Origin of the sequence: Mesorhizobium sp. Pch-S (assembly GCF_004136315.1) — a bacterium.
Taxonomy (GTDB): domain Bacteria; phylum Pseudomonadota; class Alphaproteobacteria; order Rhizobiales; family Rhizobiaceae; genus Mesorhizobium.
Window position 1 is genome coordinate 4,620,008 of the sequence record NZ_CP029562.1, and the last position, 15,046, is coordinate 4,635,053.

Below are 15,046 nucleotides of genomic sequence, written 5' to 3' on the forward strand. Positions count from 1 at the left end.
AAATAGAGCTGGTTCGGTGATTTGAAGAAAACCGGACCTGCTCTCGGGGAGGGCTCGTGGATCCGCTAATAATCACACAGCTGTTGAACATCGTTTTCGGCGTGACGACGCTGGCGATGATCGCGCTCGGGCTTGCCGTCACCTTCGGCATGCTCGGCGTGCTCAATCTGGCGCATGGCGAATTCGTCATGATGGGCGCGTTCTGTGCCCTGGTTGTCGATCGAGCCGGTGCGCCTTTCCTGCTGGCAGTACCGCTGGCGCTTCTGGTCTGCGGGGGTGTCGGCCTGATCGTTGAGGTGCTTCTGATCCGTCCGCTCTATCGCCGTCCTTTCGACACGCTGGTTGCAACGTGGGGCTTGAGTCTGCTCCTTCGCAAGCTGGCGGAAGCCGGATTCGGCCTCGGCTTCAACAGTGTTGCCGTGCCGCTTGCCGGTACGATGACACTGTTGGGCACCGACTATCCGACCTACCGGCTGATGCTGATCGTTGTTTGCGTCACGATCATCGGCGCGCTCTTCGCCTGGTATGGAACCAGCAGAGCAGGGCTGAGGATCAGGGCTATGGTCGGCAATCCGGACCTGGCACGCGCGCTCGGTATGCCGGTGAAGCGGCTTGCGACCACCACATTCGTGGTCGGCTCCTGCCTTGCGGGTCTTGCCGGCGTCATGGTGGCGCCGCTGGTGCCGGTGCATCCCTATCTCGGGCTGGACTATGTCATCAAATCATTTTTCGTGCTGGTTGTCGGCGGACTGGGCAGCGTGCTTGGCGTGGTCGCCGGTACAGGTGTCATTGGCGGACTCGACAGCTTGATGTCGGCCGTATTCGGCAGCACGCAGGCCTATTTCACCGTGTTGGTGGTGGCGATCCTGTTCCTGTGGCTGAAACCGCGCGGATTGTTCGCGCATGGCTAATCTCATCACGCTGGTCGCGCTGCTTGTCCTGCCGTTTGCGGTTGGCGACTACTGGACCTATCAGCTCGGCCTCTACTACCTCTATGCGATGGTCGCCGTCGGGCTGGGCTTGTGCTGGGGACAGGCTGGCTTCCTGCCGCTCGGCCAGGCGATGTTCTTCGGCGTTTCGGCCTATCTCTCGGCAATCCTGCTGAAAGCCATGCCCGGCAGCTATCTGATCTACCTGCTGCTGCCTCTCGCTGCCCTGGCGAGTGGCGTTCTGGCGCTGCTGATCGGGTTGATGGTGTTTCGTCGCGATGGCGGCAGTGGGCCATTCTTTTCATTGATCACGCTGGCGCTCTCGATGCTGGCGTTCCAGATCGCCAGCAACTGGAATTCGGTGACGGGCGGTTTCAACGGCCTCGCCGGCATCCCGGCCCTTCCTGGGATCGATGATTTCCGCGCCAATTATTATCTCGCCGCGGTCGCGCTCGTTGCCGTGCTGGCGATCGCGTCGTGGCTCTACAGTGCACCGCTCGGCGTACTGTGGCGCGCCATCGCCCAGAACGAGCGCCGCGTCGCACTGTTCGGTTTCAACCCTGATCACTACAAGGCAATCGCCTTTGCCGTGTCCGGGTTTTTCGCCGGTCTTGCCGGTGCGCTCTACGCGCCCCAGCAGGGCCTGGTTTCACCTCAGGTGGTCGGCTTTGCCTTTTCGGCGGAACTGCTGGTCTGGACAGCAGTCGGCGGGCGTGGCCGGCTTTACGGACCGGTCCTCGGTACCTTGCTGGTCGGTTCGATGACGGCGGAGATGCGCGACAGCATTCCCTATTGGGAAGTGATCATGGCCGGCTTCTTCATGGTGGTCGTGCTCGCCTTTCCGCAAGGCGTGATCGGGCTGGTCACGCCGGTGACGGAGCGCCTGCGCCGCGCCTTGGCCGGTGCACGCCCACAGATAGCCATCGAAGCTCCCGCGCGGACCGGAACCAGCGCGCAGGAAGCGCTGACGATCGACGCGGCGCGGGTCAGCGCCGGCGGCATCACCATTCTAAACGACCTGACAGTCGCGTTCCCGCCGAAAGGCGTCGCCTGCATCATCGGACCCAACGGCGCCGGCAAGACGTCGACCTTCAACCTGATCAGCGGCGAACTGCCGGCCAGCGCCGGCAGCGTGAAGGTCGGCGCGCTCGATATCACCAACTTGGCACCTTACCGGGTGGCGCGGCTCGGCTTCGGTCGCAAGCTGCAGGCACCAAGCGTGTTTCCGGAACTGTCGATCGGCGACAATCTCGCCATCGCGTTGTGGAGCAACAGCGCGCGACCATTCGATCTGCTACGACGGTCGCCGCGTCGCTGGTCGAGCCCGATCATCGGGGAACTGGCTGACCGTTATGCCTTTCTAGGCAAGGAAGACGCGCCGGCGAGCGACCTTTCGCATGGCGAGCGCCAGATCCTCGAGCTTGCCATGGCGCTCGCCGTGCAACCGCGCATCCTGCTGCTGGACGAACCCTGTGCCGGCCTCTCGGCCGACGAGACATCGCGCGCTGTCGACGTCATTCTCTGGGCGGCCGAGAGGCTTGGCAACGCCATCATCATCATCGAGCACGATATGGCGCTGGTGCGCAGGATTGCGGACCGTGTGATGGTATTCCACAATGGCGCCTTGCTGGCAGAAGGAAGCGTCGCCGACATCCAGGCCAATCCGGTAGTGCAAGCCGTCTATGTCGGAGGTCAGAAATGATCCCGGTCAGCTTCGACAACCTCTCCGGCGGCTATGGCTCCCTCAACGTCGTGAAGGAGCTCAGCGGCGAGGTCTATGCCGGGCAGGCTCTGTGCATCGTCGGCCGCAACGGCGTCGGCAAGTCGACGCTGCTCAAGCTGCTGCTCGGCTACCTGCCGTGTCGGTCGGGCGAGGTGGTGATCGGTGGCCGCAAGGCAGGCGCGATGGCGCCTGAGGCGCGCAGAGGACTTGGGATCAGCTACTGCCCGCAGGAGCGGCCAGTTTTCGATGATCTCAGCGTCTCGGACAATCTGGCGCTGATGAGCAAGGACGGCCAGTTGGACAGCTATCGGCCCTTCTTCGATCTGTTTCCGGTTTTGGAGCGGCGGCTGGCGCAGCGCGCCGGAACGTTGTCGGGCGGCGAGAAGAAATTGCTGTCCTTCACCCGCGGGCTGGCGGAAGGCCAGCCGGCTGTCGTGCTAGATGAGCCGACCGAAGGCGTGCAATGGGAAAACATCCAGCGCATGGCCGACATGATCAACGGCAGGAAAGCGGGCGGCACGGCCTTTATCGTTGTCGAGCAGAACCTCTCCTTCGCCGAGCTGGTCGCCGACCGGTATCTGGTGATGGATCATGGTCGCTGCGTGCTGACCGGTTCGCGCACCGAGGTCGGGCGCGCCGATATCGTCAAACACCTGACCGTCTAGGTATCCGATGCTGCGGCTCGGCCAAGGCTAAGTTTCGTTACCCAGTCGGCGAATGTTGGTGGCAAGTTCGGTGGCGAGCCTGGTAGCGGTGGCCGTTGCGACGATCACTTGTGGCAGGATCATCCACTCCAGGGTCCAGGCGGCGCCGGACCGCTCCTGCTCATGCACCAGCGCGCCGTGCAAGCCGGCGATCTGCGTGGCGTTGAAGCGGGCAAGCGTCACCAGCACTTCGGCTGAGACTGGGTTCTGCTTGTGCGGCATGGCCGAGGAACCGCCGCCGCCGGCAAGTTCGATCGCATCGCCTGACAGCGCCATGAGGGCGATGTCCTGTCCGAATTTGCCGAGACCGCCGGAGATCAACGACAGGGTGGAAGCCAGGTCGGCGATGCGATCGCGTTGGCTGTGCCATTGCGGCCGATCGGCCAGTCCGAGCTCTTCGGCAAGAGCCGCGCGCACCCCAGTCGCCTTGTCACCGAGCTTGTCGAGCGTTCCGGCCGCGCCGCCGAACTGCAGCGCCAGCCCGCCCATTATCCATGCGCGCAGCCGCTCCAGATTGCGTTCACATGGTTCGCGCCAGCTCGCGATGCGATCGGCTACCCGGATCGGGACTGCAGGCTGCATGCGCGTGACGGCCATCAGCGCGCGCTCGCCGTCGCGTTTTTCGAGGTCGGCGAGCGCGCGCAGGAACACGGCGAGCCGCTGTTCGACGAGGGCCAGCACCGGTTTCAGGCGCAGCATCAGGCCACTGTCGATGACATCCTGGCTGGTGGCGCCGAAATGAACATGGGATGCCGCCTTGCCCCCGATCGCTTCGCGTAACTGCCGCACCAGTTCCGGCACGACAACGCCATCCGTCGACACCGCCATGCGCAGCCGGTGGATGTCGGGCTCGAAGGCGGCGATGGCGTCGACGATGGCTGCCGTCGTTTCTTCGGATATCAGCCCGGCCTTGCCTTCGGCTGCGGCAAGCGCAGCCTCGAAAACAAGCATTGCCTTGATTTCCGCCTCGACGGAGAAGTAACCGGCGATCTCCTCATCGCCGAGAAGCCCGCCAAGGATCGGGTGATCGAAAGGGCAAACGCTCATCGCATCCGGCTCAAATATCCAGGAAGACGGTTTCCCGTTCGCCCTGCAGATGGATGTCAAACCGGTAGCCTCCGTTGCCTTCGGCTTGTGCGATCATGGTTTTCGCCCGCTCGCGATGCTCGAGGCGCAGAAGCAGAGGGTCTTCCGCATTTGCCTGCTCTTCCTCGGGGAAATACATGCGTGTGTGCAGCCCCAGATTGATGCCGCGGGCCACGATCCAGAAGGTGATGTGCGGCGCCATCAGCCGCCCGTCCTTGAACGGTACCCGGCCGGGCTTGACGGTTTGGAAGGCGAACTCGCCGCTGTCGCCATCGCACGCACGGCGGCCCCAGCCGGTGAAATCGGGGTCGGCCTGCCCACGCGGCTCGCTCGGACTGTTGTAGAGGCCCGCCGCATCCGCCTGCCAGATCTCGACAAGGCCGTCGCGCAGCGGTGCGCCGGCGCCGTCGAAGACGCGGCCGCGGATGGTGATCCTTGTGCCCTTGGTGCGGTCGTTCACCATCGCCGTGCCGAGGTCGGACGGGTAGACGCCGGTGATGCCTGAGGCATTCGGTGTCAGCCCGATATGCACGTATGGACCCGCCGTCTGCGAGGCGGTCTCCTTCAGATGGTTGAGATCCTGCGTCATAGCGGTCGTGAACCCGTTGCCGTTTCGATCTTCATGGGTTTACGCCTAGTTCCCGTCCAGCCGATTTTCAAAGAGGGTCGAGCGCCGGCCGCGCAGGACGATGTCGAACTTGTAGGCGCGTGCGTCCATGGGAATGGTGTTGGCCATGTCGAGCGGCGCGATCAGCAGCTCCACGGCGCGGCGATCAGGAATGGTGCGCACGATCGGGCAGCGCCAGATCAACGGGTCGCCCTCGAAATACATCTGCGTGATCAGCCGTTGGGCAAAGCCTTGGCCGAACACGGAAAAATGGATGTGCGCGGGGCGCCAGTCGTTTGGACCATTCGGCCAGGGATAGGGGCCGGGCTTCACCGTTCGGAAACGGTAGTTGCCATGCTCGTCGGTGATGCAGCGTCCGCAACCACCGAAATTAGGGTCGAGCGCCGCCAGATAGCCTTCCTTCTTGTGCCGGTAGCGGCCGCCGGCATTGGCCTGCCACACTTCGATCAGTGCACCCGGCACACCGCGCCCGCTTTCGTCCAGGACACGGCCATGCACGATGATACGCTCGCCGATCGCGGCCTCGCCGGGGCGGGCGAAATTGTTGATGAGGTCGTTGTCGAGTTCGCCGAGGATTGCGTGACCGAAGACCGGGCCGGTGATCTCGGAGAGCGTGTTGTCCAACGCGAGCAGCGCCCGTTGCGGCGAGCGTAGCACCGAGGTCTTGTAGTCCGGCGTATAGGCCGGCGGTTGCCAGGTGCGGTCGCGCGTGAAGAAGGCGCCGGTGTCGGGCTTGCGATCCGTCATGATCAGGCTTTCCCTTCGGCATCGAGCATGGCGTAGACCTGCTTGGCGATCCGGATCGCACGGTTGGCCGCCGGGACGCCAGCATAGATGGCGACATGCAGCATGGCCTCCGTGATGTCCTCACGCGTCGCCCCGGTGTTGGCGGTGGCGCGCACGTGCATGGCCACTTCCTCGTCATGTCCCAGCGCCGCGAGCAGCGCGATGGTGACGATGGAACGTTCCCGCGGCGTCCAGGCAGGGCGTGCCCACACCGTACCCCAGGCCGCCTCGGTAATCAGTTCCTGGAACGGGCGGTCAAATTCGGTTGCGGCAAGCTCCGCCCGGTCCACATGACCGTCGCCGAGTATCGCGCGACGGGTTTTTATCCCTTGCCGGTAGCGTTCCGACGTTGTTTCGCCTTTGGCCATGTCAGCGTTCCGGTGATTGCGAGCGGATGAAGGCGCTGACCAGTGCCGCGAAGGCTTCCGGTTGCTCGACGCAAGGGATGTGTCCCGCGCCCTCGATGATTTCATAACGCGCACCCGGCACGAGATCGGCGAGCGATCGAACGAGAGCCGGCGGCGTCGAACCGTCCTGGTCGCCGACGATGCAGAGTGCCGGGACTGAAACGCCTTGTGCGGTTTCGGTCAGATCGGCCGAGGCGAGCGCCTTGCAGGCGGCAACGTAGCCAGTCGCGGGCTGTCGCACGAGCATGTTGCGGTAGCCCGCGAGTTCGTCGGCGCGTCTGCTGTGAAAGGCCGGCGTGAACCATTTTTCCATGACGCCGTCGGCAAAGGCAGCGATACCTCCGGCTTCGGCGATCGCGATGCGTTCTCCCCATGATTGCGCTGTGCCGATCTTGTGGGCGGTGTTGCTCAGGATCATCGCCTGCACGAGATCGGGGCGGCTGGCGTAGAGCTGCAGCGCGATGAGACCGCCGATCGAAAGCCCGCAGATGATCGTGCGTCTGATGGCGAGATGGTCGAGGAGGGCGGCAAGGTCCGCCGCATGGGTGGCGATGCTTGGCTGGGCGTTGCCGAGATCGGAAAGGCCATGGCCGCGCTTGTCATAGACCAGCGTGGTCCATTCGCCTCCCAGGCGAGCCATGGTTTCGTCCCAGATGCGGAAATCGGTACCGAGCGAGTTGATGAAGACGACGACCGGGGCGTCGGACGACGTGCCGTTCAGGCGGTGGTGCAGGACGATATCGTTGATCCGCGTCAGTCGCATGTGCACCTCCTGCGTTGTTGTCGCTCCTCTGTTTGGTTAAGTAAAATAATAAATTGGGCTATTCCATTAACTCATGAGTTATGAGCGACATGATCGAGCAGCGCATCAAGTTCCGACATCTGCAGACATTCGTCGAGGTTGCACGTCAGAAAAGCGTGATGAAGGCAGCCGAAATGCTGCATGTCAGCCAACCTGCGGTGACCAAGACCATCCGCGAGCTCGAGGACGCACTCGGAGTGCGAGTCCTGGAGCGCGACGGTCGCGGTATTCGTGTCACGCGTCTCGGTGAAGTATTCCTGCGTCACGCGGGCGCCGCCATCTCGGCGCTGCGGCAGGGCGTGGATTCCATCGCCGCGGATGGGTTGGGCAACGCCGATCCGGTGCGGATCGGGGCCTTGCCAACGGTCTCAACGCGCATCATGCCGCGCGCCATGGCGCTGTTTCTTGGCGAAAATACCGGCAGCCGTGTCAAGATCGTCACCGGCGAGAACGCCGTGCTGCTTGGCCAGTTGCGCGTCGGTGATCTCGACATGGTTGTCGGGCGGTTGGCGGCGCCGGAGCAGATGACCGGTCTTTCGTTCGAACATCTCTATTCGGAAGAGGTGCGTTTCGTGGTGCGTGCCGGCCATCCTCTTTTGGCCCGCGGCACCTTCGATTTTGCCGAGCTCACCCGCTACGTGGCGCTGATGCCGACACGGACCTCGATCATCCGCCCCTTCGTCGAGCGGTTGCTGATCGCCAACGGCGTGCCGAGTTGGCCGACCCAGATCGAAACGGTGTCACATGCTTTCGGCCGTGCTTTCGTGCGCTCGAACGATGCGGTCTGGGTGATTTCCGAAGGGGTGGTGACCGCCGATATCGAGGATGGAGTGCTGGCTGTATTGCCGATCGACACCAGCGAAACCAAGGGACCTGTCGGGCTCACCATCCGCGCCGACCAGCAACCGACACTGGGGCTGGGTCTGCTGATGCAGACGCTGCGCGAGGCGGCAAGGGAGCTGTCGCGATAGGTGCCAGCCCGCAACAACAATCCGATCGGATCGAGATCTAGTAGGGCAGTCCGACATAGTTCTCTGCGAGTGCGGTCGCCGCGGCATGAGAATGCGTCAGGTAGTCGAGTTCGGCGTCCTGGATCCGGTGCTCGAAATCGGTGCCTTCGGGGAAGTGATGGAGCAGGGTGGTCATCCACCATGAAAAGCGCACTGCCTTCCATACCCTGGCCAATGCGCGTCCTGAGTAGGCACCGATGCCGGCCATGGATTTGTCGAGGAAGAATTCGCGCAGGCCGTCGAACAGGTAATGCACGTCGCTGGCGGCCAGGTTCAGCCCTTTGGCGCCGGTCGGCGGTACGATGTGGGCGGCATCACCGACGAGAAAAAGACGGCCGAAGCGCAGCGGCTCCGCCACGAAGGAGCGGAGCGGTGCGATCGATTTCTCAAAGGAGGCCCCGGTGGTCACGGCCTCTGCATGGTGACGAGGCAGCCGGCTGCGCAATTCATCCCAGAAACGATCGTCGCTCCAGTTCTCCACCCGCTCGTCAGCGGATACCTGCACATAATATCGCGAGCGTGTCATGGAACGCATCGAGCAGAGCGCGAAGCCGCGTTCGTGGCTGGCATAGACCAGTTCGTCGCTGACCGGCGGCACCTCGGCAAGCACACCCAGCCAGCCGAACGGGTAGGCGCGCTCGAAGGTTCGCATCGCGCCAGCCGGGACACTGCGGCGGCTGACACCGTGGAAGCCGTCGCAGCCGGCGATGACGTCGCAATCGATCCGCCTGGCGACGCCGTCTTTGGCGTAGGTGACGTAAGGCCTGTCGGTATCGAAACCGTGCAATGCGACATTCTCGACCTCATGGAAGGTCGACGTGCCTGCGGCCTCGCGTGCGGCCATCAGGTCGCGTGTCATCTCGGTTTGGCCATAGACGGTGACATGTTGTCCGGTCAGAGCGGCAAGGTCGATGCGATGGTCACGTCCGTCGAAAGCGATGGAGAAGCCGTCATGCGTAAGGCCTTCAGCGTTCAGGCGAGCGTCGGCGCCGGCTCTGCGCATCAGCTCGACGGTGCCTCGCTCCAGCACGCCGGCGCGGACGCGGCCAAGGATATAGCCTTTGCCGACCCGGTCGAGGATGACGTTGTCGATGCCGGCTCCGGTCAGGAGCTGGCCCAGCAACAGGCCTGAAGGGCCGGAACCGACAATGACGACCTGTGTACGCATCCGGTGCTCGAAATGGCGACGCGGCCGGGGACCATTCCAGCCGGTAGACGGCACCATCGCCCAACCGGACGGTTCGGTAAAATGATATCTGAGGCCGAACGCATATATGGATCGTTATGAAAGAGGAGCGCGGAGATCGCGGCGACGTTGCCCGGAAAGGGTGATCGGACCCACCACGGCTCAGAGCAACCGTGTTGCCCGAGTCCGCCATGAGCCGCCTTTGCGATGAGCCCGACCGATTTCGGGGCTATTCGACTCGAAGCGCCGAAGCGAAACGTTTCGTTTCGACAACCACAGCTGCCGTCCGCGTTGGTAAATCAATGCTTAACGAAATGCCGCCGTGACTGGTTTGAGCCATGCAAATGGCAGGCGATCAGCAACATTTTTGGCGATACCTGCAGATATTTGCGAGTGATGGTCAAAAAAGTATCATTGCAAATGACCAAACGTGGTGGCGCCATCCTGGCGGGGGGACTAGCGTTTGTTTCGAAGGTCAGAGCTGGAGCACATCCAGCCGATTGGGAAAGGGCCACAGCGGCAAGACCGCCTCGTGCCCGGAGGAAACAAATATGGGTCCGGACCTGGAAGTCGTCCAGATTCGACAAGGCGAGTCGTTCAAGGCCTGGTCGCACGGCTATCCGTTCCACACGGTGCGCTGGCATTTCCATCCCGAATACGAACTTCATCTCGTGGTGGCCACCGCCGGGCGATATTTCGTCGGCGATTTCATTGGTGAATTCGAACCCGGCAATCTGGTGCTGACCGGTCCCAACCTGCCGCACAACTGGGTTAGCGATATCCCCGCGGGATCGACCATCCCGCTGCGTTGCCGTATCCTGCAGTTCAACGAAGGCTTCATCGGCGACACCATGCGGGTGCTGCCGGAGCTCGCAGCCCTGGCGCCGGTGCTGGAGCAGTCACGCCGCGGCGTGATGTTTTCGGCCGAGACGAGCCGGCAGGTAGCTCCGGTGATGGAAGAGTTGATGCGGGCGCAAGGTGTGCGTCGCATCGAATTGTTCATGGGCATAGCAGGCCTGCTCAGCCGCAGTCAGGGCACGCGTCTGCTGGCGAGCCCGAACTACCTGCCGGATCCGTCCGGCTACATGTCGGCGGGTATCAACAAGGCACTCAGCTATCTGCGCGAAAACCTGACCAACCCGTTCAGTGAAGCGGATCTGGCGGGCATTGCCGGGCAATCGACCTCGGCGTTTTCGCGTGCCTTCCGTCGCCATACCGGCATGACGCTGGTCCAGTATGTGAAGCGGCTGCGCATCAATCTGGCCTGCCAGATCCTGACCAGTGACGAAGAGGCGCCAATAACCGACATCTGCTTCGAGGTCGGCTTCAACAACCTGTCGAACTTCAACCGCCAGTTCCTCGCCGAAAAGGGCATGACGCCATCGCGCTTCCGGCGGCTGACGATCGATCACATCAACGCGGCGAAAGCCGCCTGAGCAAACGCGGCCGAGGCCGCCCAAGAAGGAGGGTCAGGGAGGAACACCAGCGGAAAATCAACAACGTGAGCGGTTGCCTGCTGCTCGCGAGGGGAAAGCTTTGTCCTGAGGTCAGTTTCGGTGCTGCGGCGGGGATCGCCAAGCAAGCCCGATTGGACAGCCGATGGATCCACGCTGCCTGGGAGGGCAGCTCTTCAGATCACTCATTGTCATATCGTTCAAGGGAGAAGATGCAATGAAACATTCATGGAAAATGACGGGCCTTGCGATGCTGGCCCTGTCTCTCGCTTCGGGCTCGGCACTGGCTCAGAGCGCGGACGGCGCCACCGTGGCCTTCCTGATGCCCGACCAGGCTTCGACCCGCTACGAGGAGCACGACTATCCGGGCTTCAAGGCCGAGATGGCAAAGCTCTGCGCGTCCTGCAAGGTCCTCTACCAGAATGCCGATGCCGATGCCGCGCGCCAGCAGCAGCAATTCAACTCGATGATCTCCCAGGGCGCCAAGGTCATCGTCATCGACCCGGTCGATTCCACCGCTGCCGCCTCGCTGGTCAAGCAGGCGCAGGCGCAAGGCGTGAAGGTCATCGCCTATGACCGGCCGATCCCGGATGCCAAGGCCGATTTCTATGTCTCCTTCGACAACGAGGCCATCGGCAAGTCGATCGCCGACTCCCTCGTCAAACATTTGAAGGACAAGGGCGTGAAGGCCGGTGAGGGCACCGGCGTGTTGCAGATCAACGGTTCGCCGACCGACGCTGCGGCCGGCCTGATCAAGAAGGGCATCCATGCTGGTCTCGACAACAGCGGCTATCCGATCCTGGCCGAATACGACACGCCGGAATGGGCGCCGCCGAAGGCCCAGCAGTGGGCGAGCGGCCAGATCACCCGCTTCGACAAGAATATCCTGGGTGTCGTCGCCGCCAATGATGGTACCGCCGGCGGCGCCATCGCGGCGTTCAAGGCCGGTGGTTTCAACCCGGTTCCACCGATCACCGGCAATGACGCCACGCTGGCGGCATTGCAACTGATCATCGCAGGCGACCAGTACAACACCATCAACAAGCCGAGCGAGATCGTCGCCGCCGCGGCCGCCAACATCGCCGTCCAACTGGTCAAGGGTGAAACGCCGAAGGCCGAGACGACGCTGTTCAACACGCCGTCGCAGCTGTTCGTGCCAGTGGTCGTCACCCAGGAGAACCTGAAGGCGGAGATCATCGACAAGAAGATCGCCACCGCCGAGCAGCTCTGTGTCGACCGCTATGCCGAAGGCTGCAAGAAGCTCGGCATCACCCAGTAAGCCGCTGATCGCGACTGCCCCGCCGCATGCGGCGGGGCAGCATTGCCCATCGTGGGCGAAAATTCTTGGGAAGGCTTGCATCATGACAGGAACATCACAGGGGCCTGCCTCGGCACGTGAGCTCGTGCTCAGTCTGCGCGGCATCTCCAAGCAATTCGGCGCCGTGTCGGCGCTCACCGATATAGACCTGGACGTCCATGCCGGCGAAGTCGTTGCCCTTGTCGGCGACAACGGTGCCGGCAAGTCGACCCTGATCAAGGTCCTTGCCGGCGTGCACCAGCCGACGTCCGGAACGATCACCTTCAAGGGCGAACCCGTGACGTTGTCCGATCCGGCGACAGCCCTCGGTCTCGGCATCGCCACCGTCTTCCAGGATCTGGCCTTGTGCGAGAACCTCGACGTCGTCGCCAACATCTTCCTCGGCAAGGAACTCAGCCCGATGCGGCTGGACGAAGTGTCGATGGAGATAAAGGCCTGGAAGCTGCTCAACGAACTTTCGGCGCGCATTCCGAGCGTGCGTGAGCCGATCGCTTCGCTTTCGGGCGGTCAGCGCCAGACGGTGGCCATTGCCCGCTCGCTGCTGCTCGACCCGAAACTGATCATGCTCGACGAGCCGACGGCGGCTCTGGGTGTCGCCCAGACGGCTGAAGTGCTCGATCTTATCGAGCGGGTGCGCGAACGCGGCCTCGGCGTGATCATGATCAGCCACAACATGGAAGACGTGCGTGCCGTCGCTGATCGTATCGTCGTGCTGAGGCTCGGCAAGAACAACGGCGTTTTCCTTCCCGATGCCTCCAATCAGGAACTGGTCAGCGCGATCACCGGTGCCGAGAACAATTCCGTTTCCCGCCGGGCCAGCCGTCGCGCGCAAGCTCAGGAGAGCCAGCCATGACCGACAAAGCCATGCAGAATGCGCCCAAGGCGCAGCTTCTCGACCGCGCCGACGTGCGCGTGAAACATGCCGAGGGACTTGGTGGCACCATCAGCGCCTTTTTCGACCGCGTGCGGTCGGGCGACCTCGGCTCGCTGCCGGTCATTGTCGGGCTCGCCATCATCTGGACGGTCTTCCAGAGCCTGAACCCGGTGTTCCTGTCGGCGAACAACCTGGTCAATCTTCTGTTCGACTGTTCGACCGTGGGTGTCATCGCACTCGGTATCGTCTGCATCCTGATGCTTGGAGAAATCGACCTTTCCGTCGGCTCCGTCAGTGGCTTCGCCTCGGCATTGGTCGGGGTGCTCTGGGTAAACCAGGGGTGGCCCGTCGGCTTTGCCATCGTCACCGCCATGGCGGCAGGCGCGATCATCGGATCGGTCTACGCCCTGCTGCTCAACCGCTTCGGCATGCCGAGCTTCGTCTCGACACTCGCCGGCCTGCTCGCCGTGCTCGGCCTCCAGCTTTATCTGCTCGGCTCGACCGGCTCCATCAACCTGCCTTACGAGTCGCCTTTGGTGAATTTCGGCCAGCTGATGGTGATGCCGGCCTGGGTTTCCTACGGGCTCGCCGCGATCGCAGGTATCGCCCTTTTCTGGACGGGATACCGTGAAGCGTCGCGGCGTCGCGAGGCAGGCCTGTCGGCGCCGTCGATGGCGGGCATCGTTGCGCGTGCCGTCGTCATCACCGTCGTGCTCGAGGCCATTGTCTTCTACCTCAACAGCTCGCGCGGCATTCCATGGATGTTCGGGTTGTTTGTCGGCCTTGTCGTGGCGATGAACTACGCGCTCAAGCGAACCAAATGGGGCCGTTCGATGCATGCCGTCGGCGGCAATCGCGAGGCGGCCCGGCGCGCTGGTATCAACGTACGCTACATCTACACCACCGCCTTCATGCTGTGTTCGACACTGGCGGCTACCGGCGGCATCCTGGCAGCGGCGCGCCTTGCGTCATCCAGCCAGCAGGCAGGCACAGGAGACGTCAATCTCAACGCGATCGCTGCAGCGGTGATCGGCGGAACCAGCCTGTTCGGAGGTCGCGGCAGCGCCTATTCGGCTCTGCTCGGCATCATCGTCATCCAGTCGATCGCCAGCGGTTTGACGCTTCTCGATCTGTCTTCGTCGCTTCGTTACATGATCACCGGCGCCGTGCTGGCAATCGCCGTGATCGTCGACTCGCTGGCACGCAGGTCTCGTGTCTCGCACGGCCGTGCCTGATCCTGGAGCGTTTCCGTTTTCACGGAAACGCTCCAGTTTTGTTTTTACGCAATTCCGGAACCGCTACGCACTTTCCTGGAATTGCCCGAACTCCCAAGCAACCAAGCAGAACAAGAGGCAGAAATGGCTCAAGACCTTACCGGAAAAGTCGCGGCGATCACCGGTGCCGCATCGGGCATCGGCCTGGAATGCGCCAGGCATCTGGTGGCGGCAGGTGTGCGGGTCGCGCTCGTCGACCGCAACGAAAGTGCCCTGAAAGCCGTCTGCGAGGAGCTCGGTCCGCAAGCATTTCCCGTGGTGGTCGATCTGATGGACCCGAAGAGCGTGGCCGGCATGATGCCGCGGATCCTCGAGAAGGCCGGCCAGCTCGACATCTTCCATGCCAATGCCGGTTCCTATGTCGGCGGCGAGGTCGTGGACGGCGATCCGGATGCCTGGGATCGCATGCTGAACCTCAACATCAACGCGGCGTTCCGATCCATCCATGCGGTACTGCCGCATATGGTCGAGCGCAAGACCGGCGACATCGTCGTCACCAGCTCAATCGCCGGCCTGGTTCCGGTGGTGTGGGAGCCGATCTACACGGCTTCCAAACATGCCATCCAGGCTTTCGTGCACACTGTGCGCCGCCAGGTGGCCAGGCACGGCCTGCGTGTCGGCGCGGTTGCGCCAGGCCCGGTGGTGACGGCGCTGATCAGCGACTGGCCGAAGCAGAAACTCGAGGACGAACTGGCTGCGGGTGGGTTGATGCAGCCGGTTGAGGTGGCCGAGGCGGTGATGTTCATGCTGACCAGACCGCGCAACATCACCATCCGCGATCTGGTGATCCTGCCGCAAAGCAACGATCTCTGACATTGACCCTCTCCGGCCTGCGCGTCGGCGGCGTTTCCCTTTTTCTCGGCTC

15 protein-coding genes are annotated in these 15,046 nt (G+C 63.0%); 9 read left to right on the forward strand and 6 right to left on the reverse strand.

The genetic code is table 11. The annotated features are described in order from the left end of the window. Nucleotides 1–56 precede the first annotated feature (56 nt). Genes C1M53_RS21660 through C1M53_RS21670 form a run of 3 tightly spaced genes read left to right on the forward strand, consistent with a single transcriptional unit; the run spans nucleotide 57 to nucleotide 3,317 of the window. Entirely contained in the window at nucleotides 57–911 is an 855-nt protein-coding gene (locus tag C1M53_RS21660; protein ID WP_129414110.1) for a branched-chain amino acid ABC transporter permease, read from the forward strand. Next, nucleotides 904–2,631 carry an ATP-binding cassette domain-containing protein gene (locus tag C1M53_RS21665; RefSeq protein ID WP_129414111.1) on the forward strand — a complete coding sequence of 576 codons (1,728 nt, stop codon included), beginning with the start codon at nucleotides 904–906 and terminating at the stop codon, nucleotides 2,629–2,631. The genes C1M53_RS21660 and C1M53_RS21665 overlap by 8 nt, the downstream gene beginning before the upstream one ends. Beyond that, complete coding sequence (locus tag C1M53_RS21670; RefSeq protein ID WP_129414112.1) at nucleotides 2,628–3,317, forward strand: ATP-binding cassette domain-containing protein; 690 nt, start codon at nucleotides 2,628–2,630, stop codon at nucleotides 3,315–3,317. The genes C1M53_RS21665 and C1M53_RS21670 overlap by 4 nt, the downstream gene beginning before the upstream one ends. A gap of 27 nt (nucleotides 3,318–3,344) precedes the next feature. Here C1M53_RS21670 and C1M53_RS21675 read toward each other — a convergent pair whose 3' ends face one another. Genes C1M53_RS21675 through pcaD form a run of 5 tightly spaced genes read right to left on the reverse strand, consistent with a single transcriptional unit; the run spans nucleotide 3,345 to nucleotide 7,026 of the window. Continuing rightward, the gene (locus tag C1M53_RS21675) at nucleotides 3,345–4,403 is read right to left on the reverse strand and encodes a 3-carboxy-cis,cis-muconate cycloisomerase (protein WP_129414113.1); all 1,059 of its coding nucleotides are present in this window, start codon (nucleotides 4,401–4,403) and stop codon (nucleotides 3,345–3,347) included. 10 nt (nucleotides 4,404–4,413) lie between these two features. Next, complete coding sequence (gene pcaG, locus C1M53_RS21680) at nucleotides 4,414–5,031, reverse strand: protocatechuate 3,4-dioxygenase subunit alpha (RefSeq protein ID WP_129414114.1); 618 nt, start codon at nucleotides 5,029–5,031, stop codon at nucleotides 4,414–4,416. 45 nt (nucleotides 5,032–5,076) lie between these two features. After that, nucleotides 5,077–5,817: a protocatechuate 3,4-dioxygenase subunit beta gene (pcaH, locus tag C1M53_RS21685; protein WP_129414115.1), complete on the reverse strand. Its 741-nt coding sequence runs from the start codon at nucleotides 5,815–5,817 to the stop codon at nucleotides 5,077–5,079. A 2-nt stretch (nucleotides 5,818–5,819) separates the two neighbouring features. Then, on the reverse strand, nucleotides 5,820–6,224 hold the full coding sequence (pcaC, locus tag C1M53_RS21690; RefSeq protein ID WP_129414116.1) for a 4-carboxymuconolactone decarboxylase: 405 nt from the start codon (nucleotides 6,222–6,224) through the stop codon (nucleotides 5,820–5,822). A gap of 1 nt (nucleotide 6,225) precedes the next feature. Next, on the reverse strand, nucleotides 6,226–7,026 hold the full coding sequence (pcaD, locus tag C1M53_RS21695) for a 3-oxoadipate enol-lactonase (protein ID WP_129414117.1): 801 nt from the start codon (nucleotides 7,024–7,026) through the stop codon (nucleotides 6,226–6,228). Between the two features lie 89 nt (nucleotides 7,027–7,115). On the opposite strand from pcaD, the gene pcaQ reads away from it, so the two are divergent. After that, nucleotides 7,116–8,036, forward strand: a complete 921-nt coding sequence (gene pcaQ, locus C1M53_RS21700) for a pca operon transcription factor PcaQ (RefSeq protein ID WP_129416304.1) — start codon at nucleotides 7,116–7,118, stop codon at nucleotides 8,034–8,036. Between the two features lie 37 nt (nucleotides 8,037–8,073). On the opposite strand, the gene pobA is transcribed toward pcaQ, so the two are convergent. Further along, nucleotides 8,074–9,243 (reverse strand): 4-hydroxybenzoate 3-monooxygenase, encoded by a 1,170-nt coding sequence (gene pobA / locus C1M53_RS21705; RefSeq protein WP_129414118.1) that lies wholly within the window; start codon nucleotides 9,241–9,243, stop codon nucleotides 8,074–8,076. A 569-nt stretch (nucleotides 9,244–9,812) separates the two neighbouring features. Here pobA and C1M53_RS21710 point away from each other — a divergent pair. The 5 genes from C1M53_RS21710 (at nucleotide 9,813) to C1M53_RS21730 (ending at nucleotide 14,994) form a co-directional block, all read left to right on the forward strand. Continuing rightward, on the forward strand, nucleotides 9,813–10,697 hold the full coding sequence (locus C1M53_RS21710; RefSeq protein ID WP_129414119.1) for an AraC family transcriptional regulator: 885 nt from the start codon (nucleotides 9,813–9,815) through the stop codon (nucleotides 10,695–10,697). A 235-nt stretch (nucleotides 10,698–10,932) separates the two neighbouring features. Continuing rightward, nucleotides 10,933–11,994 (forward strand): sugar ABC transporter substrate-binding protein, encoded by a 1,062-nt coding sequence (locus C1M53_RS21715; RefSeq protein ID WP_129414120.1) that lies wholly within the window; start codon nucleotides 10,933–10,935, stop codon nucleotides 11,992–11,994. Nucleotides 11,995–12,076: 82 nt separating this feature from the next. Then, entirely contained in the window at nucleotides 12,077–12,886 is an 810-nt protein-coding gene (locus C1M53_RS21720) for an ATP-binding cassette domain-containing protein (RefSeq protein WP_129414121.1), read from the forward strand. An 11-nt stretch (nucleotides 12,887–12,897) separates the two neighbouring features. Further along, nucleotides 12,898–14,142: a sugar ABC transporter permease gene (locus C1M53_RS21725; protein ID WP_245488636.1), complete on the forward strand. Its 1,245-nt coding sequence runs from the start codon at nucleotides 12,898–12,900 to the stop codon at nucleotides 14,140–14,142. A gap of 123 nt (nucleotides 14,143–14,265) precedes the next feature. Continuing rightward, entirely contained in the window at nucleotides 14,266–14,994 is a 729-nt protein-coding gene (locus C1M53_RS21730) for an SDR family oxidoreductase (protein ID WP_129414123.1), read from the forward strand. Nucleotides 14,995–15,046: the final 52 nt, after the last annotated feature.

Coding starts and splice junctions, on each gene's coding strand:
- C1M53_RS21665 (WP_129414111.1), top strand. CDS start 904: ATGGCTAATCTCATCACGCTGGTCGCGCTGCTTGTCCTGCCGTTTGCG.
- C1M53_RS21670 (WP_129414112.1), top strand. CDS start 2,628: ATGATCCCGGTCAGCTTCGACAACCTCTCCGGCGGCTATGGCTCCCTC.
- C1M53_RS21675 (WP_129414113.1), bottom strand. CDS start 4,403: ATGAGCGTTTGCCCTTTCGATCACCCGATCCTTGGCGGGCTTCTCGGC.
- pcaG (WP_129414114.1), bottom strand. CDS start 5,031: ATGACGCAGGATCTCAACCATCTGAAGGAGACCGCCTCGCAGACGGCG.
- pcaH (WP_129414115.1), bottom strand. CDS start 5,817: ATGACGGATCGCAAGCCCGACACCGGCGCCTTCTTCACGCGCGACCGC.
- pcaC (WP_129414116.1), bottom strand. CDS start 6,224: ATGGCCAAAGGCGAAACAACGTCGGAACGCTACCGGCAAGGGATAAAA.
- pcaD (WP_129414117.1), bottom strand. CDS start 7,026: ATGCGACTGACGCGGATCAACGATATCGTCCTGCACCACCGCCTGAAC.
- pcaQ (WP_129416304.1), top strand. CDS start 7,116: ATGATCGAGCAGCGCATCAAGTTCCGACATCTGCAGACATTCGTCGAG.
- pobA (WP_129414118.1), bottom strand. CDS start 9,243: ATGCGTACACAGGTCGTCATTGTCGGTTCCGGCCCTTCAGGCCTGTTG.
- C1M53_RS21710 (WP_129414119.1), top strand. CDS start 9,813: ATGGGTCCGGACCTGGAAGTCGTCCAGATTCGACAAGGCGAGTCGTTC.
- C1M53_RS21715 (WP_129414120.1), top strand. CDS start 10,933: ATGAAACATTCATGGAAAATGACGGGCCTTGCGATGCTGGCCCTGTCT.
- C1M53_RS21720 (WP_129414121.1), top strand. CDS start 12,077: ATGACAGGAACATCACAGGGGCCTGCCTCGGCACGTGAGCTCGTGCTC.
- C1M53_RS21725 (WP_245488636.1), top strand. CDS start 12,898: ATGCAGAATGCGCCCAAGGCGCAGCTTCTCGACCGCGCCGACGTGCGC.
- C1M53_RS21730 (WP_129414123.1), top strand. CDS start 14,266: ATGGCTCAAGACCTTACCGGAAAAGTCGCGGCGATCACCGGTGCCGCA.